This is a genomic window from Pseudomonas sp. JUb42, assembly GCF_024807945.1.
Classification (GTDB): domain Bacteria; phylum Pseudomonadota; class Gammaproteobacteria; order Pseudomonadales; family Pseudomonadaceae; genus Aquipseudomonas.
The window spans coordinates 195,804-219,112 of sequence record NZ_JANUFD010000001.1; the positions used below are offsets into that span (position 1 = coordinate 195,804).

At 60.3% G+C, this 23,309-nt stretch carries 17 protein-coding genes and 1 pseudogene; 9 read left to right on the forward strand and 9 right to left on the reverse strand.

Annotated features, from left to right (window positions below):
• Nucleotides 1-123: 123 nt before the first annotated feature.
• Complete coding sequence (locus M2401_RS00955; protein ID WP_259098490.1) at nt 124-315, forward strand: hypothetical protein; 192 nt, start codon at nt 124-126, stop codon at nt 313-315.
• Here the strand turns inward: M2401_RS00955 and M2401_RS00960 are convergent.
• Both M2401_RS00960 and M2401_RS00965 read right to left on the reverse strand, forming a co-directional pair.
• Nucleotides 312-1,052, reverse strand: a pseudogene (locus M2401_RS00960) (DUF2334 domain-containing protein); the annotation flags it as partial. The gene M2401_RS00955 and the pseudogene M2401_RS00960 overlap by 4 nt on opposite strands.
• Entirely contained in the window at nt 1,045-2,136 is a 1,092-nt protein-coding gene (locus M2401_RS00965) for a glycosyltransferase family 1 protein (RefSeq protein ID WP_259099840.1), read from the reverse strand. The gene M2401_RS00965 and the pseudogene M2401_RS00960, both read right to left, overlap by 8 nt.
• A 186-nt stretch (nt 2,137-2,322) precedes the next feature.
• Between M2401_RS00965 and M2401_RS00970 the strand changes: the two genes are divergently transcribed.
• Nucleotides 2,323-3,795 (forward strand): DUF853 domain-containing protein, encoded by a 1,473-nt coding sequence (locus M2401_RS00970; RefSeq protein WP_259098491.1) that lies wholly within the window; start codon nt 2,323-2,325, stop codon nt 3,793-3,795.
• Nucleotides 3,796-3,838: 43 nt separating this feature from the next.
• On the opposite strand, the gene M2401_RS00975 is transcribed toward M2401_RS00970, so the two are convergent.
• Nucleotides 3,839-5,311 carry an inorganic phosphate transporter gene (locus M2401_RS00975; RefSeq protein WP_259098493.1) on the reverse strand — a complete coding sequence of 491 codons (1,473 nt, stop codon included), beginning with the start codon at nt 5,309-5,311 and terminating at the stop codon, nt 3,839-3,841.
• Nucleotides 5,312-5,596: 285 nt separating this feature from the next.
• Nucleotides 5,597-5,794: a hypothetical protein gene (locus tag M2401_RS00980; protein WP_259098494.1), complete on the reverse strand. Its 198-nt coding sequence runs from the start codon at nt 5,792-5,794 to the stop codon at nt 5,597-5,599.
• Nucleotides 5,795-6,624: 830 nt separating this feature from the next.
• Between M2401_RS00980 and pcaR the strand changes: the two genes are divergently transcribed.
• The 5 genes from pcaR to M2401_RS01005 all read left to right on the forward strand — a co-directional run bounded on the left by pcaR (nt 6,625) and on the right by M2401_RS01005 (nt 12,015).
• Nucleotides 6,625-7,467, forward strand: coding sequence for a pca regulon transcriptional regulator PcaR (pcaR, locus tag M2401_RS00985; protein ID WP_259098496.1), 843 nt, complete (start codon nt 6,625-6,627; stop codon nt 7,465-7,467).
• Nucleotides 7,468-7,733: 266 nt separating this feature from the next.
• The gene (locus tag M2401_RS00990) at nt 7,734-8,594 is read left to right on the forward strand and encodes a CoA transferase subunit A (RefSeq protein ID WP_259098498.1); all 861 of its coding nucleotides are present in this window, start codon (nt 7,734-7,736) and stop codon (nt 8,592-8,594) included.
• On the forward strand, nt 8,594-9,373 hold the full coding sequence (locus tag M2401_RS00995) for a CoA-transferase subunit beta (RefSeq protein ID WP_259098499.1): 780 nt from the start codon (nt 8,594-8,596) through the stop codon (nt 9,371-9,373). The genes M2401_RS00990 and M2401_RS00995 overlap by 1 nt, the downstream gene beginning before the upstream one ends.
• Nucleotides 9,370-10,572 carry a 3-oxoadipyl-CoA thiolase gene (gene pcaF / locus M2401_RS01000; RefSeq protein ID WP_259099842.1) on the forward strand — a complete coding sequence of 401 codons (1,203 nt, stop codon included), beginning with the start codon at nt 9,370-9,372 and terminating at the stop codon, nt 10,570-10,572. Before M2401_RS00995 ends, pcaF begins: the two co-directional genes overlap by 4 nt.
• 150 nt (nt 10,573-10,722) lie before the next feature.
• On the forward strand, nt 10,723-12,015 hold the full coding sequence (locus M2401_RS01005; RefSeq protein ID WP_259098501.1) for an MFS family transporter: 1,293 nt from the start codon (nt 10,723-10,725) through the stop codon (nt 12,013-12,015).
• Nucleotides 12,016-12,255: 240 nt separating this feature from the next.
• Here M2401_RS01005 and adeC read toward each other — a convergent pair whose 3' ends face one another.
• From adeC to M2401_RS01020, 3 genes are read right to left on the reverse strand one after another with little or no spacing between them, the layout of a single operon-like run.
• Nucleotides 12,256-13,716: an AdeC/AdeK/OprM family multidrug efflux complex outer membrane factor gene (gene adeC / locus M2401_RS01010; protein ID WP_259098504.1), complete on the reverse strand. Its 1,461-nt coding sequence runs from the start codon at nt 13,714-13,716 to the stop codon at nt 12,256-12,258.
• Nucleotides 13,713-16,853, reverse strand: coding sequence for an efflux RND transporter permease subunit (locus M2401_RS01015; RefSeq protein WP_259098506.1), 3,141 nt, complete (start codon nt 16,851-16,853; stop codon nt 13,713-13,715). The genes adeC and M2401_RS01015 overlap by 4 nt, the downstream gene beginning before the upstream one ends.
• Nucleotides 16,854-16,856: 3 nt before the next feature.
• Nucleotides 16,857-18,020, reverse strand: a complete 1,164-nt coding sequence (locus M2401_RS01020) for an efflux RND transporter periplasmic adaptor subunit (RefSeq protein WP_259098509.1) — start codon at nt 18,018-18,020, stop codon at nt 16,857-16,859.
• 201 nt (nt 18,021-18,221) lie between these two features.
• Between M2401_RS01020 and M2401_RS01025 the strand changes: the two genes are divergently transcribed.
• Nucleotides 18,222-18,854 (forward strand): TetR family transcriptional regulator, encoded by a 633-nt coding sequence (locus tag M2401_RS01025; protein ID WP_259098510.1) that lies wholly within the window; start codon nt 18,222-18,224, stop codon nt 18,852-18,854.
• Nucleotides 18,855-19,186: 332 nt separating this feature from the next.
• Nucleotides 19,187-20,047 carry a cache domain-containing protein gene (locus tag M2401_RS01030; protein ID WP_259098512.1) on the forward strand — a complete coding sequence of 287 codons (861 nt, stop codon included), beginning with the start codon at nt 19,187-19,189 and terminating at the stop codon, nt 20,045-20,047.
• Nucleotides 20,048-20,159: 112 nt separating this feature from the next.
• Here M2401_RS01030 and M2401_RS01035 read toward each other — a convergent pair whose 3' ends face one another.
• Together M2401_RS01035 and M2401_RS01040 are read right to left on the reverse strand one after the other, a co-directional pair.
• The gene (locus tag M2401_RS01035; protein ID WP_259098513.1) at nt 20,160-21,668 is read right to left on the reverse strand and encodes an MDR family MFS transporter; all 1,509 of its coding nucleotides are present in this window, start codon (nt 21,666-21,668) and stop codon (nt 20,160-20,162) included.
• 635 nt (nt 21,669-22,303) lie between these two features.
• On the reverse strand, nt 22,304-23,194 hold the full coding sequence (locus M2401_RS01040; protein WP_259098515.1) for a LysR substrate-binding domain-containing protein: 891 nt from the start codon (nt 23,192-23,194) through the stop codon (nt 22,304-22,306).
• Between the last annotated feature and the right edge of the window lie 115 nt (nt 23,195-23,309).

Sequence of the window (23,309 nt, forward strand, 5' to 3'; positions counted from 1 at the left end):
TTGATTTTGTGTGGGAGCGAATTCATTCGCGAAGTCGGATCCACATGCGACATAGTGGCCGCATGTGCCGACGCTTTCGCGGATGAATCCGCTCCCACAACATAATGTGCCAGGAGATCCTGGATGTCCGACCCACTCGACAAAGCCACCTCCAGCGCCCCGGCCACTCTCGGCGAGGGCTGTCTGAGCCGTTATGACCCCGATGCCTTGACGCCGGAAAACGGCACTGAATTCGAAGGCGCTGCCGAACTCTGGGAGAGCTTGCAGCCTGTGGCAGACGCCAGCGATGAAGCGTCGGGCAAGCAAAAGCCTTGAGTCTGCAACCAGCCAAACTTGGTCATGGGCTGACGACCGTCTTCCAGCAACCGTTGCAGCAATTGCAGCCAGTAGCGGCGGGAAAAATCATGACGCATGTCCACTGGGTGAAGGCCCAGACGCAGGGTTGCGGCCTGTTTCAGCCGCATTTCGCGAAAGTCCCCGATAACTTTTGACAGGCTCCGGCGCCAGGCTGTGCCTGCGCTCCAGACGATGCCGGGTGCTGGCAGCGCCTGGAAATCTGCCAGCCGGTAAAAGTGCCGCGCGTCACTGGTGTAATCCAATGGCAGGTGGCGCAGGGCTTCGCGGCAACCCTGGCTCATCAACCAGGCCGGTGCGACGAAGCCATGCAATGGCCAGCCAAACCGTTGAAAAAGCTCGATCCCTGCCTCCAGTCGCGTTCGGGCCTGTGCTGCTGTCAGTTTGTAGAACTCGCCTTCCCAGGTGTAGACGCGACGCATGAAGTAGTCGCGTGGTGTGCGTGGGGAGGGTTGGTCGTCACAATGGTAATAGCCGTGCAGCACCAGTTCGTCGCCCCGGTTCAGGCGCTGTTCAAGCATTTGGCAGAACCCGGGGTCCTGTTCCAGGGCGTGGCGCTTGTGAAAGTTCGGCACCACCAGCCAAGTGATCGCAATGCTGCCGAGTGCATCGACCTCATGGACGAAGTCGCGATAATCAGCCCAGCTCGCCGGGCTGACGTCATGCAGGACCAGCAGGACGCTACGGTCGTCAGACACGGACCCGTTCCGGCAGGCTGCTGCCAAGGACATCCTGATAGTGGCCCATCAGGCCTTCGACCACCTTGTCCCAGGCGAAGTGATTTTCGACATAGGCGCGGGCCACTTCACCTTTGTTTTTCGCACCGTTGGCGAACAGCTCGCGCACGGCACTGGCCATGGCATCAGGCTGGTTCGGCTCGCAGAGCATGCCGCAGGCAGGCGGCACGATTTCATTGAAGGCCCCGGCCGCCACGGCAACCACCGGAATGCCGCTGGCCATGGCTTCGAGCACGATCAGGCCGAAGGTTTCCTGATCGCCGGCGTGCAACAACGCATCTGCGCTGGCCAGTAGTCGGGCGACGTCTTCGACCGGACGAAAGCGTTCCAGTACCGAGACGTTATCCGGCACTTGCCCCGGCATATGGGAACCGATCAAAAGCAGGTGGTAATTGGGCCCCAATAGCTTCATGCACTCCAGCAGCACCGGCAGATTCTTCTCTTTTGCGCCACGCCCGGCGAACACCAGCAGGCGCGTGTCTTCGTCCAGGCCGAGGCCGCGTCTGAGGGTCGGGTCGTATTTGTCCGGGTTGAAGGTCTCAAGATCGACGCCCAGCGGCTGCACATGGACGTTATTGATGCCCATTTCGATCAGCTTTTCCGCCATCAGGCTACTGGGCGTGAGCACCCGGTCGAAATGGCCGTAGAGCTTGCTGATATAGGTTTCGGCGTTGCTGCCCAGCCAATGGCCGACGCGATTGCTGACCAGCATGGGCAAGTCCGAGTGATAGAAGCCGATGACCGGCACGTCCAGTTGTCGCCGGGCATCGAGGGCGGCCCAAGCGGTCAGGTACGGGTCGCCTACTTCGATCAGGTCGGGCTGCAGGGCCTCAATTGCCTTGCGCCACTGGTGCATGCGCATCGGGAAACGATAGCCGTTGGCGAAGGGCACGGCGGCGGTCGGCACCTGATAGATGCCGTCGTGCTGGCTCAGCCGGGCGCCAGGAATCAACAGGCTGTGACGCACATCCGGGTAGCGCTCCAGACAGCGATGCTTGGCATCCAGATAGGTACGCACGCCGCCGCTGGCCGGGGCGTAGAACATGGTCATGTCGGCGATGTGCACGGGAATCGATCCTCCAGGGCGGCCTGCTGCAACGCAGGGTTCAAGGGTTGACCACCGTTGAGAATAGATGGTTCGCCACAGGGGACGAGCAGCAGGAGCGCGTGTGACCTTGGCAAAGCTGGTCAATACTTGACCAATCTTCCACGGCTCAATATGGGTGATGTCATGTCTGAGTCTCTTTCTGTTGTCCTTGGTGCCGGTCCTGACGGGCTGGCGGTGAGTCAGGCCCTGCGCCTGTGTAACCGTCATGGCCTGATCGCGGGGGCGACCGGGACCGGCAAGACCGTCACCCTGCAACGCCTGGCGGAAGCCTTCAGTGATGCCGGTGTCGCAGTGTTCGCCGCCGATATAAAAGGTGACCTGTGCGGCCTGGGCGCGCCGAGTGCGCCTCAGGGCAAAGTGGCCGAGCGGATTGCCGGCATGCCGTGGCTGGATTATGAGTCCCGGGCTTATCCGGTGACCTTGTGGGATGTGCACGGTCAGTCAGGACATCCTTTGCGCACCACTTTGTCGGATATGGGGCCGTTGCTACTGGGCAATCTGCTGGAGCTGACCGACAGCCAGCAATCGACCCTGTACGCCGCCTTCAAGGTCGCGGATCGCGAGGGCCTGTTGCTGCTGGATATAAAGGACCTCAAGGCGCTACTCAATCACCTCAAGGACAACCCGCAACTGTTGGGGGAAGACAGCGCGCTGATGACCACCGGTTCGAGCCAGGCGTTACTGCGGCGCCTGGCAGTACTTGAGCAGCAGGGCGCTGAAGCCTTGTTCGGCGAGCCAGCGTTGCAACTCGAAGACCTGCTGCATCCGGACAGCAGTGGCCGGGGGCGTATTCATCTGTTGGAAGCCAGTCGCCTGGTGCATGAGTCGCCCAAGGTTTATGCCACGTTCCTGTTATGGCTGTTGGCGGAGTTGTTCGAGCAATTGCCGGAGCGCGGCGACGCCGACAAGCCGTTGCTCGCGCTGTTTTTTGACGAGGCTCATTTACTGTTTACCGGGACCCCGGTGGCTTTGCGCGAACGATTGGAACAGGTGGTGCGGTTGATTCGCTCGAAGGGCGTCGGGGTGTTTTTTGTTACCCAGTCTCCCGGCGATTTGCCGGACAACGTGCTCGCACAATTGGGCCTGCGCATTCAGCATGGCTTGCGGGCATTTACTGCCAAGGAACAGAAGTCCCTGCGCGCCGTAGCCGACGGTTTTCGGCCCAATCCGGCCATCGATGCCTTGGCCGCATTGACTCAATTGGGCACCGGCGAGGCGTTGGTCGGCACTCTGGAAGAGAAGGGCACGCCCGCCATGGTCCAGCGGGTGCTGATTGCGCCGCCGCAGTCGCGTATCGGCCCGTTGAGCGAGCAAGAGCGAGCGACGCTGATGCGTCAGTCGGCCCTGGCCGGACGTTACGATCAGGCCTTTGATCGTGAGTCGGCTTATGAGCTGCTGGCTCGCAAAGCGTCGGTGGCCAAGCCTGAGGTAGCGGTGCCCGAGGAGAAGGGACTGGGCGATATGGCCGGGGAGTTTCTGGGCGGGGTGGCCGGACAGGCGCTGAAATCGGCTATGCGTCAGGCCGTCAGTCAGATTGGCCGCGAATTGGTCAGGGGCTTGATGGGTTCGTTGCTGGGCAGCAAGCGGCGGCGCTGAAGCAACAAGGCGATGCCCGTGGGCATCGCCTTGCGGTCACTGATCAGGCCAGGACTTTGGAAGCCAGCCAGAACAGGCCGGCGGCCAGGCCGATGGTCACGGGCAGGGTCAGGACCCAGGCCATGAGGATGTTGCGGATGGTGCCGCCCTGCAGGCCGCTTTTGTTCGCCACCATGGTCCCGGCGACGCCGGACGACAGGATATGGGTCGTCGACACCGGCAGGCTGAACACGTTGGCCAAGCCGATGGCGCTTGCCGTGGTGATCTGCGCCGACATGCCCTGGGCATAGGTCATGCCTTGCTTGCCGATCTTCTCGCCGATGGTCAGGACGACGCGTTTCCAGCCGACCATGGTGCCGACGCCCAGGGCCAGGGCTACGGCCAGGATCACCCAGAAGGGCGCGTATTCGGTAGGCGCAGTGAGGTCCTTGCGCAGTTTGTCCAGGTCGGATTTTTCCCGTGCCGCCAGGGCGGGCAGCTTGCCGACCTTGCGTGCGGTGTCATCCAGGCACAGCAGGTAGCGACGGGCTTCGATGCGATGCTCAGCGGTCAGCGAGTGGTAATCGGTCACACCGTTGAGGGTCGTCAGCAGGGCCGCGATGGTCGCTTCGGTCTGCTCCGGGTTGCAGCTGAATCGCCCTGGCAGGTCACCGGCAGGGGCTTTGCCCAGCGCCAGGAATTCACCCAGGGTATCGCTGTTGCGCTGATAGAACTGACTCATATGTTGAGCCGCGTCACGGGTGCGCTCGATCTGATAGGTGGTGCTGCTCAGGTCGAGGACGAACTGCGCCGGAACGATGCCGATCAGTACCAGCATGATCAGGCCGATACCTTTCTGGCCGTCGTTGGAGCCGTGCACGAAGCTGACGGCCATGGCCGAGATCACCAGAACCAGGCGATTCCAGAACGGCGGGTGTTTCTTGTCGTCCAGCTTGCGACGCTGATCCGGGGTCTTGTGCATCTTCGACAGCGGGCGCCAGGCTTTCAGGGCCAGCAGCACCAGGCCGGCAACGATGAAACCGGCCAATGGCGAGAACACCAGGGACGCACCGATATCAATCGCTTTCTGCCAGTTCACGCCCTCGGACAGCGGAATATCGTTGATCAGGGCATTGGCCAGACCGACACCGAGGATCGAGCCGATCAGCGTATGGGAGCTGGAAGCCGGAATGCCGAAATACCAGGTGCCCAGGTTCCAGGCAATGGCCGCCGCCAGCAGGGAGAACACCATGGCCAGGCCGTGGCCGGTGTTGACGTTGATCAGCAACTCGACCGGCAACAGATGGACGATGGCATAAGCGACGCCAACACCGCCCAGCAGCACACCAAGGAAGTTGAACACGCCCGAAAAGAACACCGCCAGGTGCGGGGGCATTGCCTTGGTGTAAATGACTGTCGCCACCGCGTTGGCGGTGTCATGAAAGCCGTTGATGAACTCGAAGGTGAGGACGAAGGCCAGGGCGAGCAACAGGCTCACAAGCACCCAAGCATCTAGCCCGCTGAATAAATCGATCATGAAGGTTTTCTGACCCGGTCTGAAGGGGGCGGGATTATGACAGAAAAAATACAGACCGATATGACAGCCGCTGATTGGTATCTGCCGACCGTGCGCTTTTTTGATCAGGGTCAGTCGTCAAGACGCGTGGGAAATCACGCGATAACAACTTTTGTATACAACGCCCGGCGGCCGTCCTGCGTTGAATGAGCAGGTGGCAGTGCAGTGGTTTTGTGTAAAACCAATGCAGAGCCGACGACCCTCGTGTCCGTCCGAGTTGCCCGGGCTTCTCGCAAGCAGCCTGAATCAGGATTCTTCTTTCAGATCCTGTTCCATTTTCTGCAGTTCATTCTTGAATGCCTGATCCAGCACGCTGGCTTTTTTGCGCCATGGCTTGCGTTCGGGTTCGGGTTGCGCGGCGTAGGTGGTGATTTCCCCGCCGTATACTTCCTTGTAGCGTTGTTCCTGGCGCTCAAGTTCCGCGCGCAGTTCATCTTTAGTCACTTTGTTACCTGATTAAGTCGAGTTTAATCCGGTGTTAACGCAGAGCGCGGGAAGTGTCGCGTCGCAGGAAGACCATTTTCATATTGAGCCGGGGAGTTCGTTGAACAATCCCGGCTGGCGGACCTTCTCGCGACAGGGCGAACACGTTCTTGCAGCTCGCGGCTACGGGCACCAGAACATACCGTTGTCGTAGCGACAATCATTCATTTGGGGCTGCCTGACTGGAGGTTCTGGCCGGGTGACGGCGAATTCGCTGTGTAGCGACTTCGATACAATCGATCTGCACCACGTCCGGCATAGATGCGGACGCAATTCCGGCAGGAGTAATAGCCAGTCAAGTGCTTGTCACTATCTCCAAGAACTTGGTTGACGTCAACTCTATATGTTGCCGGACTACTGCATGAGTTACCGGGGTACTGTTTTTCTGTACGACGTTTCTGAAGTTTTGGTCAGCTGATAGATATGACAAAACTTTTACCCACGAAATATTGGCGCGCGATGGCAACATTCTGACAAGGGTTTCAGGACGATGGACTAGCCAGTATTAAAGGCAAGAAATTGCGCCTGGCGCGGCCGGAGTTGGCCGAGGGAAGAAAAACGGCCTTGCTTCATGAGCAAGGCCGTGCCTTGGACTTCTCAGTGGGTACCTGACCAGTATTTCCAAGAAGTCACTGTAAGGCAGGTGTAAAGGTATAAGCATCTCTGCAACGGGTCAATTGCGATTATCGGCCAGTCGTTCGATAATCGCCCAAAGCGAATGCGGGGCATTAGCATAAAAATCCTGCAAGCCCCTGTTTACAGGGCCTGCGTGGACGTGATGAGGTGTCGGGATGAACGATGAACTGCGAAATTCTTTTGCTTCTCTGGCGCCGCCCATCGTGGCATCGCCCGCCAAGCGGATCCAGGCACTGACCGGTGACCCGGATTTCATGACCTCGCTGGCCCGTGGTCTGGCGGTCATCCATGCCTTCCAGGAGCGCAAACGGCATCTGACCATCGCCCAGATCAGCCACCGCACCGAGATCCCCCGTGCGGCCGTGCGGCGCTGCCTGCATACCCTGATCAAGCTCGGTTATGCCACCACCGACGGGCGGACTTACTCGCTGTTGCCCAAGGTCTTGACCCTGGGTCATGCCTATCTGTCCTCCACGCCCCTGGCGGTGTCCTCGCAGCCCTATCTGGACCGCATGAGCGACGAGCTGCACGAAGCCTGCAACATGGCGACCCTTGAGGGCGACGACATCCTTTATATCGCCCGTTCAGCCACGACCCAGCGCCTGATCTCGGTGGATCTGTCAGTCGGCGGCCGTTTGCCGGCGTATTGCACGTCCATGGGGCGGATTTTGCTGGCGGCGCTGGATGATGTGTCCCTGCACGAATACCTCGACCACGTCGACCTGCAACCCAAGACCAGCCGCACCCTGCGCACGCCCGAAGCCTTGCTGGAATGCCTGCAACTGGTGCGCCAGCAGGGTTGGTGCATCGTCGATCAGGAGCTGGAGCAGGGCCTGCGTTCGATTGCCGTACCGGTGTACGACGCTTCGGGCCAGGTGCTGGCGGCGCTGAATGTCAGTACCAGCGCCGGACGCGTGGCGCGCAGCGAGTTGGAACAACGTTTTCTGCCTATCATGCTTGATGCCAGTCGCGATTTGAGTACGCAGTTGTTTACCTGATATTGGGGACAACCTCTGGCTGATTGAACCAGCCCTGTGGGAGCGAGGCTTGCCCGCGAAGGCTTCGACGCGATATAGCAGGTACACCGTGTCGAAGCCTTCGCGGGTAAGCCTCGCTCCAACGGGTTGCTCGAATAGAATTGTGCGATTAACGAACACTTAGTCGATTATCGGATTGTCCAGCCGCCAGCCCAGGCTTAACCTCAATCACATCCCGGCGCACCTGCGCCATCCACTGATTGTGATGTTGAGTTTGGGAGCACCTCATGGCTGAAGTCATTTCTCTGCACGATGCCGTGAAGCAATTCGTCAACGATGGCGACACCGTTGCACTGGAAGGCTTCACCCATCTGATCCCCAACGCCGCTGGCCACGAAATCATTCGCCAGGGCAAGAAAGACCTGACCCTGGTACGCATGACGCCGGATCTGGTCTATGACCAGTTGATCGGCGCGGGCTGTGCGAAAAAGCTGATTTTCTCGTGGGGCGGTAACCCAGGTGTCGGTTCGCTGCATCGCCTGCGCGATGCCGTGGAAAAACAATGGCCCCACGCCCTGGAAATCGAAGAACACAGCCATGCCGACCTGGCCAATGCCTATGTTGCCGGTGCGTCCGGACTGCCATTCGCGGTGCTGCGTGCCTACGCCGGTTCGGACCTGCCCAAGGTCAACCCGTTGATCAAGACCGTGACCTGCCCGTTTACCGGTGAAGTGCTGGCCGCCGTGCCTGCCGTGCGCCCTGATGTCACCGTGATCCATGCGCAGAAAGCCGACCGCAAGGGCAATGTGCTGCTATGGGGGATTCTCGGTGTGCAGAAAGAAGCCGCCCTGGCCGCCAAGCGCTGCATCGTCACCGTGGAAGAAATAGTCGACGACCTCAAGGCACCGATGAACGCCTGCGTGCTGCCGACCTGGGCCTTGAGCGCGGTCTGCCATGTCCCTGGTGGCGCACATCCGTCCTACGCTCACGGCTACTACGAGCGTGATAACCCGTTCTATCAGGCGTGGGACCCGATCGCCCGTGACCGCGAGACCTTTACCGCCTGGATCAACGAATACATTCACGGCACCAAGGATTTCAGCGAATTCCAGAGCAAGTTGGCGGCCACTGCTGCGGAGGCAAAGTAATGACTTACACGACTAATGAAATGATGACCGTGGCTGCTGCCCGTCGCCTGCGCAATGGCGCGGTGTGCTTTGTCGGCATCGGCCTGCCTTCCAAGGCCGCCAACCTGGCCCGCCTGACCTCGGCTCCTGACGTGGTGCTGATCTACGAATCGGGCCCGATTGGTGCCAAGCCCAATGTGCTGCCGCTGTCCATTGGTGACGGCGAGCTGGCGGAAACCGCTGATACTGTGGTCGCCACCAGCGAAATCTTCCGTTACTGGTTGCAGGGCGGCCGTGTTGATGTGGGCTTTCTCGGTGCGGCTCAGGTCGACCGTTTCGGCAATATCAACACCACCGTGGTCGGCGATTACCACAACCCGAAAGTGCGCCTGCCGGGTGCCGGTGGCGCGCCAGAAATTGCCGGTTCCGCCAAGTCGGTGCTGATCATCCTCAAGCAGTCGTCGCGTTCGTTCGTCGACAAGCTGGACTTCATGACTTCGGTTGGCCACGGCGAAGGCGGCGACTCGCGCAAACGCCTCGGCCTGCCTGGCGCCGGGCCGGTGGGCATCATCACCGACCTCTGTGTGATGGAGCCGGAAGCCGGTACCCATGAATTTGTCGTGACGACACTGCATCCGGGCGTGACCCGCGAACAGGTCGTCGCCGCCACCGGTTGGGCCGTGCGCTTTGCCGACGAAGTGGTGTACTCCGTCGAGCCAACCGAAACCGAGCTGAGTGCCCTGCGTGATCTGGAAGCGCGCACCGCTGCCGCCCACGGCCAAGCGCCGGGAGAAGCCTGATGCGTGACGTCTTTATCTGCGATGCCATTCGCACCCCCATCGGCCGCTTTGGCGGTGGCCTGGCCACGGTCCGTGCCGATGACCTGGCCGCCGTGCCGATCAAGGCGTTGATGGAGCGCAACCCGTCGGTGAACTGGAATGACGTGGACGAGGTGTTCCTCGGTTGCGCCAACCAGGCGGGCGAGGACAACCGCAACGTCGCGCGCATGGCCGCCTTGTTGGCTGGCCTGCCGGAGACTATCCCTGGGGTGACGTTGAACCGTCTGTGCGCCTCGGGCATGGACGCCATCGGTACGGCGTTCCGCGCCATTGCCAGCGGCGAGATGGAACTGGCGATTGCCGGTGGCGTGGAGTCGATGTCCCGTGCGCCATTCGTCATGGGCAAGGCCGACTCGGCTTATTCGCGCACTATGAAGCTGGAAGACACCACCATCGGCTGGCGCTTTATCAACCCGTTGATGAAGGCTCAGTATGGCGTCGATTCGATGCCGCAGACTGGCGATAACGTGGCCGATGACTTTGGCATTTCCCGCGCCGATCAGGATGCCTTTGCCTTGCGCAGCCAACAGCGCGCGGCAGCGTCTCAGACCGCAGGTTTTTTCGCTGACGAGATCGTGCCGGTGCGGGTTGCCCACAAGAAGGGCGAGACCATCGTCGAGCAGGATGAGCATCCACGGGCTGACACGACCCTGCAAGCCCTGAGCAAATTGAAACCGGTCAACGGCCCGGACAAGACCGTCACCGCAGGCAACGCTTCTGGCGTCAATGATGGCGCCGCCGCCTTGATCCTGGCCTCGGCCGACGCGGTGAAGAAACACGGTCTGACGCCGCGCGCGAAGATTCTCGGTATGGCCAGCGCAGGCGTGGCGCCTCGGGTCATGGGCATCGGCCCGGTCCCGGCGGTGCGCAAGCTGGTCGAGCGTCTGGGCCTGGCGGTGAGCGATTTCGATGTCATCGAACTCAACGAAGCCTTTGCCAGCCAAGGGCTCGCGGTGCTGCGCGAACTGGGCCTGGCGGACGATGCACCCCAGGTCAATCCGAATGGCGGGGCCATCGCGTTGGGGCATCCACTGGGCATGAGCGGTGCACGTCTGGTCTTGACCGCGCTGCATCAATTGGAAAAAACCGGCGGGCGTAAAGGCCTTGCCACTATGTGTGTAGGAGTAGGACAGGGGTTGGCTTTGGCTATCGAGCGATAGGCCTGCACAACCCACATCGTTACAACCGCCCGGGCTATCGGGCTGCCTCCACGAAAGGGCAGCGCGATGGTCTGGGCGATTGTGCTGGTGGCGCAAGGATGTTACAGATTGTATCCAGGAACGTGCGATTAAATAAAACTGGGGAAAATAATGACAACGACAACGCCGTATACCTCTGAAGAGCGCAAGAACAGAATCTTTGCGATCGTGGGTGCTTCTTCGGGCAACCTTGTCGAGTGGTTCGACTTTTACGTTTACGCCTTTTGCGCGATTTACTTTGCACCGGCTTTCTTCCCGTCCGACGACCCGACTGTGCAGTTGCTCAACACGGCCGGTGTGTTTGCCGCAGGCTTCCTGATGCGGCCGATCGGTGGCTGGCTGTTCGGTCGTGTGGCCGATAAGCACGGGCGCAAGAATTCGATGATGATCTCGGTCCTGATGATGTGCGGCGGCTCGCTGATCATCGCCTGTTTGCCGACCTATGCCTCCATTGGTGCCCTGGCTCCAGCGCTGTTGCTGCTGGCGCGACTGCTGCAAGGCCTGTCGGTCGGTGGCGAATACGGCACTACTGCAACTTATATGAGTGAAGTTGCCATGCGCGGTCAGCGCGGCTTCCTCGGCTCGTTCCAGTACGTGACCCTGATCGGCGGCCAGTTGCTGGCAGTGTTGACCGTGGTGATCCTGCAACAATTCCTCAGCACTGAAGAGCTCAAGGCCTACGGCTGGCGCATCCCGTTCGTGGTCGGCGCCATTGCGGCGGTGATCTCCCTGTTCCTGCGTCGCTCGCTCAAGGAAACCACCAGCAAGGAAACCCGTCAGGACAAGGACGCAGGCAGCATGGCGGCATTGTTCCGCAACCATAAAGCCGCCTTCATTACCGTGCTGGGCTACACCGCTGGCGGCTCGCTGATTTTCTACACTTTCACCACTTACATGCAGAAGTTCCTGGTCAACACCGGCGGCATGAATGCCAAGACCGCCAGCTACGTCATGACCGGTGCGCTGTTCGTGTACATGTGCATGCAGCCACTGTTCGGCATGCTGGCTGACCGCATCGGTCGGCGTAACTCAATGATGCTGTTCGGCGGCCTGGGTACTCTCTGCACCGTACCGTTGCTGATGACTCTCAAGACCACCACCGACCCGTTCATGGCGTTCCTGCTGATCACCCTGGCCCTGGCCATTGTCAGCTTCTACACCTCTATCAGCGGCCTGGTAAAAGCCGAGATGTTCCCGCCACAGATCCGCGCCCTGGGTGTTGGCCTTTCCTACGCGGTGGCCAACGCCGCATTCGGCGGTTCGGCTGAATACGTGGCCCTGAGCCTGAAGGCCCAGGGGGTGGAAAACAACTTCTACTGGTACGTGACGGTGATGATGGCCGTGGCCTTCCTGTTCAGCCTGCGCCTGCCGAAACAACCGGCGTACCTGCATCACGATCATTGATCTGAGCGGTAGGCAGAAATAAGAAAACCCACCGAGTCAGGTGGGTTTTTTTTGGGGATGGGGATACTCGTTGGAGCGAGGCTTGCCCGCGAACCAGACGATGTGGATTGTCAGATGCCTTGCGGTGAATCATTCGCGGGCAAGCCTCGCTCCAACGGTGGTTGTTGTCATCCGGCACAAACCAAAATGCCCCGAACAAGTCGGGGCATTTTGGTTACAGCTTTAATCAACAACCATGAATTAGAACAGTTGCACTGCCGGCTTCTCGGTAGAGATCGGCTGGACCTTCTGCGTCTGCTCGTTCCAGCCGCCACCCAGGGCCTTGTACAGATTGACCTCGCTGGTCAGCTGGGACAGGCGGTCGCTGATCAGCGACTGCTGGGCGCTGAACAGCGAGCGCTGGGCATCGAGGAAGGTCAGGTTGCTGTCGATCCCGATGCGGTAGCGACGCTCGGCCAGACGGTAGTAGTCCTGGTTGGCGTTGACGAAATCACGCTGGGCCTGCAGCTGTTCGCTGTAGGTCTTGCGTGCGGCCAGGCCATCGGAGACTTCCTGGAAGGCGGTCTGGATGGATTTTTCGTAGTTGGCCACGCCGATGTCTTTCTGGATCTTGGAGTAGTCCAGGCTGGCACGCAGGCTACCGGCGTTGAAGATCGGCAGGCTGATGCTCGGCTTGAACAACCAGGTGCCGGAACCGCCGTTGAACAACCCGGACAGATCCGGGCTGAGGGTACCGGCGTTGGCGGTCAGGCTGATGCTCGGGAAGAACGCAGCCCGCGCCGCGCCGATATTGGCGTTGGCGGCCTTGAGCTGGTGCTCGGCCTGGAGGATGTCTGGACGACGTTGCAGCAGCTCCGACGGCAGGCCTGCTGGCAGTGGCGTCAGCAGGTCAGCACTTAACGGCTGCGCTGCTGGCAGGTTGGCTGGCAGGCCGGTGCCCAAGAGCAGGGTCAGGTTGTTCAGGTCCTGGGCCACCAGGCGTTGGTACTGGGCCAGCTTGACCCGGGCGCTTTCCACCGAGGTCCGTGACTGGGCCAGGTCCAGCGCCGAAGCGACACCGACTTCATTGCTGCGCGAGGTCAGCTTGAAGCTCTGCTCGAAGGCACCGAGGGTGTCTTCGGTGAGCTTGAGCTGCTCCTTGTCCGCCTGCCAGGTCAGATAAGCGTTGGCGACGTTGGCCACCAGGCTGATCTGCGTGCTGCGACGGGCTTCTTCACTGGAGAAGTAGGTTTCCAGTGCCTGCTCGCTGAGGCTGCGCACACGACCGAACAGATCCAGCTCGTAGGCGCTGACGCCTACGGTAGCCGAATACTGACTGGTAATGCCGGCTTTACCGCTGGTCGACAGATCTGCCGGAACCCGCTGGCGGCTGCCGCTGCCATCGGCGGACACGGCCGGGAACAGATCGGCACGCTGGATGCGGTACTGCGCGCGGTAGGCGTCGATGTTCAGGGCCGCGACACGCAGGTCGCGGTTATTGACCAGGGCCGTCTGGATCAACTGTTGCAGGGCCGCGTCATGGAAAAACTGCCGCCAGCCCTGTTCGGCCGCCGCGACGTTGGCCGACTCGGTCGGCGAGTAGGCCGGACCTTGCGGGTACTGCGCGGCGACCGGCGCCTTGGGCTGGTTGTATTCGGGGATCAGTGAGCAGCCGCCGAGAATGAACGCGGTGACTGCCAGAGAGATCAGGGACTTGCTCATTGGCCAGCCTCATCGTGTGAAATTGCGTGCTGTTTCTGCTTGCCCTTGAACAGGCTGGAGATCGCCACGAAGAACAGCGGTACCCAGAAGATCGCCAGGACAACGGCGGTGATCATACCGCCAATTACACCAGTACCGATGGAGTGCTGGCTACCCGAACCGGCGCCTGTGGAGATCGATAGTGGCACAACGCCAAGGATGAACGCCATGGAGGTCATGATGATCGGACGCAGACGCATCCGGCAGGCCTCGATGGTCGCTTCGACCAGACCTTTGCCCTGTTCATGCAGTTCTTTGGCGAACTCGACGATAAGGATGGCGTTTTTCGCCGCCAGACCCACCGTCACCAACAGACCCACCTGGAAGAACACGTCGTTGGACAGGCCGCGCAGGCTGGTGGCCATCAACGCACCGATAACCCCCAGCGGTACGACCAGGATGACCGCGATCGGAATCGACCAGCTTTCATACAGGGCCGCGAGGCAGAGGAACACCATCAGGATCGAAATGGCATACAGCGCTGGCGCCTGGGAGCCCGACAGGCGCTCTTCGTACGACAGGCCGGTCCAGGAGTAGCCGATGCCCGCCGGGAGTTTCTTGACGATGGCTTCGACTTCCGCCATGGCCTGGCCGGAGCTGTAGCCCGGTGCCGGAGTACCCAGGACTTCCTCGGCCGGTACGCCGTTGTAGCGCGACAGCTTCGGCGAGCCGTAGACCCATTGCCCGGTGGCGAAGGAGTCGAACGGCACCATGGTCCCGGCGCTGTTGCGCACGTACCACTTCTTCAGGTCCTCAGGCTTCATCCGCGCATTGGGTTGGCCCTGTACGTACACCTTCTTCACCCGACCACGGTCGATGAAGTCGTTGACGTAGTTGCCGCCGAAGGCGATGGACAGTGTGGTGTTGATATCGGTCAGCGAGACGCCCTGGGCGCTGGCGCGTTCGTCATCGATCACCAGTTGGTACTGGGGCTCATCGTTCAGGCCGTTCGGACGCACACCTGCGAGGATTTTGCTTTGCGAAGCCATGCCGAGGAACATGTTGCGCGCTTCCATCAGCTTGGCGTGACCCACGCCGCCCTGATCCTGCAAGTACAGGTCGAAGCCGGTGGCGTTACCCAGTTCCAGTACCGACGGCGGAACCACGGCGAAGGACAGGGCGTCGCGGAAGGTGCCGAAGTGCGCCTGAGCGCGTTTGGCCAAGGCAAATACGCTGTTGTCTGAATTACGCTCATCCCACGGCTTGAGCAGGATGAAGGCCAGTGCCGAGCTTTGACCGCGACCGGCAAAGTTGAAACCGTTTACCGTAAATACCGACTTGACCGCGCCGCTCTCTTCGGTGAGCAGGTACTCGCGCGCCTTGTCCAGAACGTCCTGGGTTCGGGCAGCGGAGGAACCTGCTGGGGTTTGTACCTGGGCGAAAATAACGCCCTGGTCTTCTTCCGGCAGGAACGCGCTCGGGATGCGAGTAAACATCCATATCATGCCGGCGAAGATCAGCGCATAGACCAACAGCGCCGGGATCTTGTGCTTGAGCATGTTGCCCACGCCGCGCTCATAGCTCAGTACGCTGCGGTCGAAGGTACGGTTGAACCAGCCGAAGAAACCGCGGCGGGGTTGGCCGTGTTTCTCGTGGTCGATCGGCGCCAGCATGGTGGCGCAAAGGGCTGGAGTGAAGATCAGCGCTACCAGTACCGAGAGGGCCATGGCCGAGACGATGGTGATGGAGAACTGTTTGTAGATCACACCGGTGGAGCCGCCGAAGAACGCCATCGGCAGCAGTACCGCCGAAAGCACCATGGCGATACCGACCAGAGCGCCCTGGATCTGGCCCATGGACTTGATCGTCGCATCGCGGGGCGAAAGTTTTTCCTCGGCCATCACCCGCTCGACGTTCTCCACCACAACGATGGCGTCGTCCACCAGCAGGCCGATGGCCAGGATCATGCCGAACATGGTCAGGGTGTTGATGGTGAAGCCGGCTGCGGCAAGGATGCCGAAGGTGCCCAGCAGTACCACCGGTACGGTCATGGTGGTGATGATCGTGGCGCGAATGTTCTGCAGGAACAGGTACATCACCAGGAACACCAGGATGATCGCTTCACCCAGGGTATGGACGACCCCGGTAATCGATTCGCTGACCACGGGCGTGGTGTCATACGGATAAACCGCTTTCATGCCCGGCGGGAAGAACGGCTCCAGCTTGGCAACCGTGGCACGGATGGCCTTGGCGGTGTCCAGGGCGTTGGCGCCGGTGGCCAGCTTGATCGCCAGACCGGAAGCAGGCTTACCGTTGAACTGAGCATCGACGCTGTAGTTTTCAGCGCCCAGGCCGACGGTGCCGACATCACGGATACGCACTTGCGAACCGTCCTGGTTGACCTTGAGCAATACGTTGCCGAACTGCTCGGCAGTCTGCAGGCGGGTCTTGCCGATGATCGTGGCGTTGAGCTGCTGGTTCTTCACCGCAGGTAGGCCGCCCAATTGACCGGACGAGATCTGCACGTTCTGGCCGGCAACCGCTGTCTTCACGTCACCCGGCGTCAGCTGGAAGTTGTTCAGCTTGGCCGGATCGAGCCAGATACGCATGGCGTACTGGGCACCGAAGACCTGGAAGTCACCCACGCCGGAGGTCCGCGAGATCGGGTCCTGCATGTTGGAAACGATGTAGTTGGCCAAGTCTTCCTTGGCCATGCTGCCATCCTCGGACACCAGGCCGATCACCATCAGGAAGTTCTTTACGGCCTTGGTTACACGGATACCCTGCTGCTGCACTTCTTGCGGCAGCAGCGGGGTGGCCAGGTTCAGCTTGTTCTGCACCTGAACCTGGGCCGTATCGGGGTTGGTGCCCTGATTGAAGGTCGCAGTAATGGTCATGCTGCCGTCGGAGTTACTTTCCGAGCTGACATAACGCAGGTTATCGATACCGTTAAGTTGCTGCTCGATCACCTGAACCACGGTGTCCTGCACGGTCTGTGCAGACGCACCTGGGTAGGTCACCTGAATGGCAATGGCCGGTGGCGCAATGGCCGGGTATTGGTTGATCGGCAAATTGAAGATTGCCAGAGCCCCGACCAGCATGATCACCAGGGCAATTACCCAGGCGAAAATGGGGCGGTCGATAAAAAATTTCGACATGAATTACTCCGCTTTACTGCCTGAGGCTTTTTCAGATGCCGAGGCAGGGGCCGCTGGCTTGGCCACGTTGCTCGCTTCGGTGACTTTCACTTCCGCGCCTGGCTTGACGAACTGCAGGCCTTCGGTAATGACACGATCACCGGCATCCAGACCTTTCTCCACCAGCCATTCGCTGCCGACGGTGCGGTTGGCGACCAGGGTACGCAACTCAACCTTGTTGTCCTTGTTGACGATCAGCGAGGTCGGAGTGCCCTTGAGGTCGCGGGTCACGCCTTGTTGCGGAACCAGAATGGCCGAGTCATTCACACCGGCCTGCAGGCGGGCGTGGACGAACATACCGGGCAGCAGGCGATGGTCAGGGTTGGGGAACACGGCGCGCAGAGTGACAGAGCCGGTGGTCTGGTCAACCGAGACTTCCGAGAACTCCAGCTTGCCTTCCTGGCCGTAGACGCTGTTGTCTTCCAGGGTCAGCTTGACCTTGGCGGCGTTGTCACCGGCTTTCTGCAACTTGCCGCTTTCCAGGTCGGCGCGCAGGCGCAGCATGTCAGCCGAAGACTGCACGACGTCGACATAGATAGGGTCCAGTTGCTGGATGGTTGCCATGGCATCGGCCTGGGAGCTGCTAACCAGGGCACCTTCAGTCACCGAAGAGCGACCGATACGGCCGGAAATCGGCGCCAGCACCTTGGTGTAGCGCAGGTTGATCTCGGCGGTTTGCAGGGCTGCCTGGGCTTCCAGTGCGGTGGCCTGGGCGTTGTCCAGTTCCTGGCGGCTGACGGCCTGTTCGGCAATCAGTTGCTTGTAGCGATCAGCCAGGGACTTGGCCGATTGCAGCGTGGCCTTGGCACTGTTGGCGGTGGCTTCATACAGAGCAGGGTCGATCTGATACAGCTGCTGACCGGCCTTGACGTCGCTGCCTTCGGTGAACAGACGCTTGAGAATGATGCCGTTGACCTGCGGCCGGACTTCAGCGATGCGGAAGGCGGTGGTACGCCCCGGCAGCTCGGAAGTCAGGGTGTAGGACTGAGCCTTGAGGGTGACTACGCCGACCTGAGGAGGCGGGGGTGCCGAAGCGGGAGCCGCTTCTTCTTTTTTGCCGCATCCGCTGAGCAGTGATGCCAAGGCGACGGCGGTGACCAGTACGGTAACAGCTGGCTTGAATTGCATGAAGATCCTCGGGTCAGGAGCCTGGTGCTCAAGAAAAGTGATAGGGCAGAAATTGAAACTGGATAAGTAGCATGCTAATGAATATACTTACATTCACGGTTGTTTGTAAATAGCCGGGCGGGCATCATTTAGCATCGCTCGCGTTACTCCGACGTTACCCATAGAGGCAGCGTGCGGCATTTTCATTGAGGTTTTACTGCCATGGTCCGACGTACCAAAGAGGAAGCGCAGGCTACCCGCAGCCAGATTCTCGAAGCTGCCGAGCAAGCGTTCTATGAGCGCGGGGTTTCCCGTACCACGCTTGCCGATATCGCCAACCTCGCGGGCGTCAGCCGTGGTGCTATCTATTGGCATTTCAGTAACAAGGCGGATCTGGTCCAGGCGATGCTCGACAGCATTCACGAACCCCTGGAGGCGCTTGCCCAGGCCAGCGAAAGCGAAGACGAAGCCGACCCGCTTGGCTGTATGAAAAAACTGCTGATTCACCTGTTTCATCAAGTTGCCCTGGACCCGAAAACCCGTCGCATCAATGAAATCCTGTTCCATAAATGCGAATTTACCGATGAGATGTGTGACCTGCGTCGCCAGCGTCAGGCGGCTTTGCTCGAAGGCAACTGCCGGATTGGATTGGCGCTGAGTAATGCCGTACGCAAGGGCCAGTTGCCCGCTTCCCTGAATACCGCGCGTGCCTCGATCTGCCTGCACGCTTACATCGACGGCATCCTGCGCCAATGGTTGCTGATCGGTGATGCCTATTGCCTGTGTCAGGACGCCGAACGGCTGGTGGATGCCGGGCTCGATATGTTGCGCCTGAGTCCAGCCTTGCGTGACTGACCGAATAATCGCTGCCATGGCAGCGATTGGCCAATATAGCCTTATGCTGCTTCGTCTGCATCTATATCTAAGTATGGAGCATTGAGACAGCGGCTTTACCCAGTCCTTACCTATCTTCATGTTCGCGGACAATGCCCCGCAGGCTATAGGTTTTCGTAGAATCTTCAGTGAATATTCAGGAAATCTTCTGATACATCTGTAGGAATATTCTGCGTTCCAAAGCGGCATTCGAGACAAACTCCAGCCGAAAGCCGTCGCCCCTCCGTGTGAATGCTTCCCCATAGAACGCCTGCGGCTAAGCTGTTGCGCAAACCTACCCTTGAGGATTTGCCATGCGGCGGCTGTCACGAAATGTCGTTCTCACCTCTGTCTTGAGCTGGCTGGGTCTTGTCCTGGCGGGGCCTGCTGTGGCCGGGGCTGCGAGCCCCGACCAGGCGCCAGCGGCCAAGGCGTTGCTGGAGCGGGCGGTGGCGCGTTATCAGAACGACGGCGACAAGGCGTTTGCCGCTTTCAGCCGCCAGGGCGAATTCATTGATGGTGAGCGCTATGTCTTCGTAGTCGATACCAAGGGTGTGATGTTGGCCAGCGGCGGTCCATCAGTGGCCTTGATCGGGCGCGATGTATCCCAGGTGCTCGAGCCGGACTTGCAGAAAGCCTTCAAGGACGTGTTGCAGACCCCGGAAAGCAAGGGCATCCAGCAGGCCGAGTACCGCTGGAATAATTGGGCTGACGGTAAAGTCGAGCGCAAACGCGTGTATTTCCAGCGCGTGGGTGAACGCATCCTTGCGGTGGGTTACTACGTACCTCGTGCTTCGGCCGAGCAGGCCCGGGTCCTGCTGGACAAAGCCAGCGATGCCCTCAAGCGCGACGAAAGCGCGACCCTGGCAGCGATCAACAACCTCAGTGGCGGCTTTATCCAGGACGATCTCTACGTGTTTGTGGTCAATCTCGACGACAACCGCTATGTCGCCCACGGCACCAATCTGCGCCTGGTCAATACCGACTTCAATAAGGTCAAGGATCCTCAGGGTAAGCCGGTAGGGGCGCCGATCCTCGCGCTGGCGCGTAAGCAGGATGAAGGGCAGTACGAATACCACTGGCGCAACCCGGTGACCGGTAAGGTCGAGAACAAGCATGCCTATATTCGCAAGGTGGGCCATTACCTGGTGGCAGTGGGGTATTACAGCCAGTGACGAATGCGGTATCACAATCCGTTGGAGCGAGGCTTGCCCGCGAAGAGCGATGACAGGGTATACCTGACACACCGCATTGCTTTATTCGCGGGCAAGCCTCGCTCCAACGGCGTCAGTTATCCTTGTGACCTCTCCCACGCAGCAGGTTATTCGGCATTGCCAGCGCCGCTGCCAGACCCAGCAGGGCAATACCGGCGTTGATCATGAACAACTGGCGAAACGTTATGCCCAGTTCCTCGCGCAAATGCAGCAATGCCGGACCGCTGGCGGCATTGAGGCTGTCCATCAGTACATTCCCTGAACTGCCCTCGACACCAATGCCTGCTCCCGTCAGATGAGCCAGGTCGGTGCCCTGCAACATCGCCAGCAGAATCGTCGACATGCAGGCCACGCCCACGGCGCCGCCCAGGGAGCGGAACAGATTGGTGGTGCTGGTGCCGACGCCCATGTCCTGTATCGCCACCGAGTTCTGTGTACCGACCAGTGAGGTCGGGAACTGCAAACCGCAGGCGATGCCCGTCAGCAGCATGAAAAGCCCGGTCAGCAGGGCCGACTCCGGTGGGGTAAAGGCCATGCCGAGGATGGCCAGGGGCATCAGCAGGGCGCCGGTGAGGATGATTGGCTGATAGCGCCCGGTCAGCGATGTGCGCCGCCCGCCCATGAAGGCGCCCATGGGCATGCCCAGAGCCAGCGGCAGCAGGTGAATGGCCGCACTGTCAGCGCCACCGCCGGTTACGGTCTGGAAGCGCAGCGGCACCAGCACGATCAGGGAAATGGCCTGGAAACTGGTGAAGAACACCGTGCACCAGCACAACACCGCGCTGCGATTGGCGAACAGGTGCATGGGCAGCAGCGGTTCGCGGGTACGCCGTTCAAACGTCACGAAGACGATCAGCGCCAGCAGCGCCACGCCCAGTTGGGCGAGCACCTGCCGATCACGCCAGTCATGGCCCTGACCGATTTCGGTGATGCCCAGCAGCAGGGCGGTCAGGCCGACGATCATCAACAGTGTGCCGACGTAGTCGATCACCGGTTTGCGATTGGGCACTGGCAGGCCGCGCAGCGTGCGCTGGGCAGTGATCCAGGCGAGCAGGCCCAGCGGCAGGTTGATCAGAAATACCCAGCGCCAGGACACATACTCGGTCATGACCCCGCCCAGCACTGGCCCGGCGACACTGGCCAGGGCGTACATGCCGCTGAAGTAGCCCTGATAACGGCCACGTTCGCGAGGCGGCACGATGTCGCCAATGATCGCCTGGCTGATCGACACCATGCCGCCCGCGCCGACCCCCTGTAGCACCCGCGCCAACACCAGTTGCTCCATGCTTTGCGCCATGCCGCAGAACAGCGAGGCCAGGGTAAACAGGCCCAGGCCGAACAACATGATCTTGCGCCTCCCGTACAGGTCGCCGAGCTTGCCGTAAATCGGCACGGCCACGGTCAGCGCAACCATATAGGCGGAAATCACCCAGGCCAGAAGGTCAAAATCCCTGAACTGCGCGGAAATAGCCGGTATCGACACGGCAACGATGGTTTGATCGAGGGCGCTGAGAAACACCGCCATCATCAACGCGAACAGAACGCTGCGGATGGAGGGCGTGGTCTGATTGAGGTTGGTCAAGGCAGGACTCGGCAGACAATGACCCGCAAAAGGGCGGGAGAAGTCATGCCAGTCTAATCCGATAGCAGGCTAATCGGTAGCTGCCTTGGCACCGCGAAATCCGGTTTTTTTACGTCATCGCAGGGCGGCGAAGGTTGCTGACGTCGGGTAACAATGCCCGAAATTGCAGCTGGCCAGATGCGGGCTCTGGCGCGCCATCTCAATCCGGTAGGCACCGGCACCGTAAATGGCCAGGACGGCAGTTGCAGCGATGACGGCCAAGCATTTTCTTGTTGTTATCCTCATGACGTTTTCCTCGATCTTGCTTGAGAAACGACCTAAGGAAATTGTAGGACAGGATTTGCGCGGGTGTAGGAAAGAAGCAGACGATCGGTCACTTGAATTCCGTCACTCGTTAGAGTCTGAGTAGAGAAAGTCTGGAGCAAACTCTTTGGGAGATCCCGCCCCGCCTACGACGCCGCGCAGTCACGCAGTAATCACTAATCTGGGCAGGTGGCAAATCGCGTGGGAGCGAATTTATTCGCGAAGGGGCCGGTACATTAGACGCATCTTCATCGCTTGGCACACCGCTTTCGCGAATGAATTCGCTCCCACATTCGCTCCCACAATAGCGTCCCCGAAATCGCTGCTACTCGTCAGCCAACCACCCGCTCCCTGGCCTGCACCAACAACCAGTCAATCAACTCGCGCAACTGCGGCGAGGCGTCGGGCCGTGACGGGAAGACGAAATAATAAGCCGCGCCGGTCCGCACCTTGAGTTCGAACGGCATGACCAGGCGCCCGGCGCCCAGGTCTTCGCCGATCAGCGACCAGTCGCCAATAGCTACGCCCGTGCCTTGGGAGGCGACCGACATGGCCAAGTCCAGGGTGTCGAAATGCTGGCCCTTGCTGATATTGCTCAGGGTGGTGCCCGCGACCTTGAGCCACTGCTCCCAGTCACGCTGGTCCCGGGTCGGGTGCAGCAGCATGTGCTGTTCCAGGTCGCTGAGGTCCTGGATTGGCACCGGGCCGTCGAGCAATTGTTGCGAGCAGACCGGGGTCAGCAGCTCATCGAAGATATGGTGCACTTCCATGGCGTTGTCTGGCGGCGCCCCGTAGACCACAGCGGCATCGAACTGCTCGCGGCGAAAATCCACCGCGTGCTGCACGGTGGTCGTCAGCTCCACCGGCACATCCGGGCGTTCCTTCTGCCACTGCAACAAGCGCGGCAGCAGCCAGCGCATCATGCAGGTGGGGGCCTTGAGTTGCAGGGCGTCGCGCTTGACCCCGACCTGTTCCACCGCTTCATCGATCAGGGCGAACACTTGCTGGATCCGTGGAAACAGTTCCCGCCCCTGTGCCGTCAGGCTCAAGCCCCGGGCCTGGCGCTGGAACAGTGGGTAGCCCAGATGGCTCTCCAGCCCGGAAATCTGCCGGCTGACCGCGCCTTGGGTGATATGCAACAGCTCCGCCGCCCGCGTGAAATTGCAGCACTGGGCAGTGATCAGGAACGTGTGCAGGGCGGGTAGCGGGGGCAGGCGTTTCATCGAGTCAGTCATCAGGCATGCATGGAGGACATGCCTAAGCATGACATTTTTTACGTTGTCACAGATATGTGGGCACTGTCCAATTAGCCCATACGGAATCGATCAAGGATTTGCA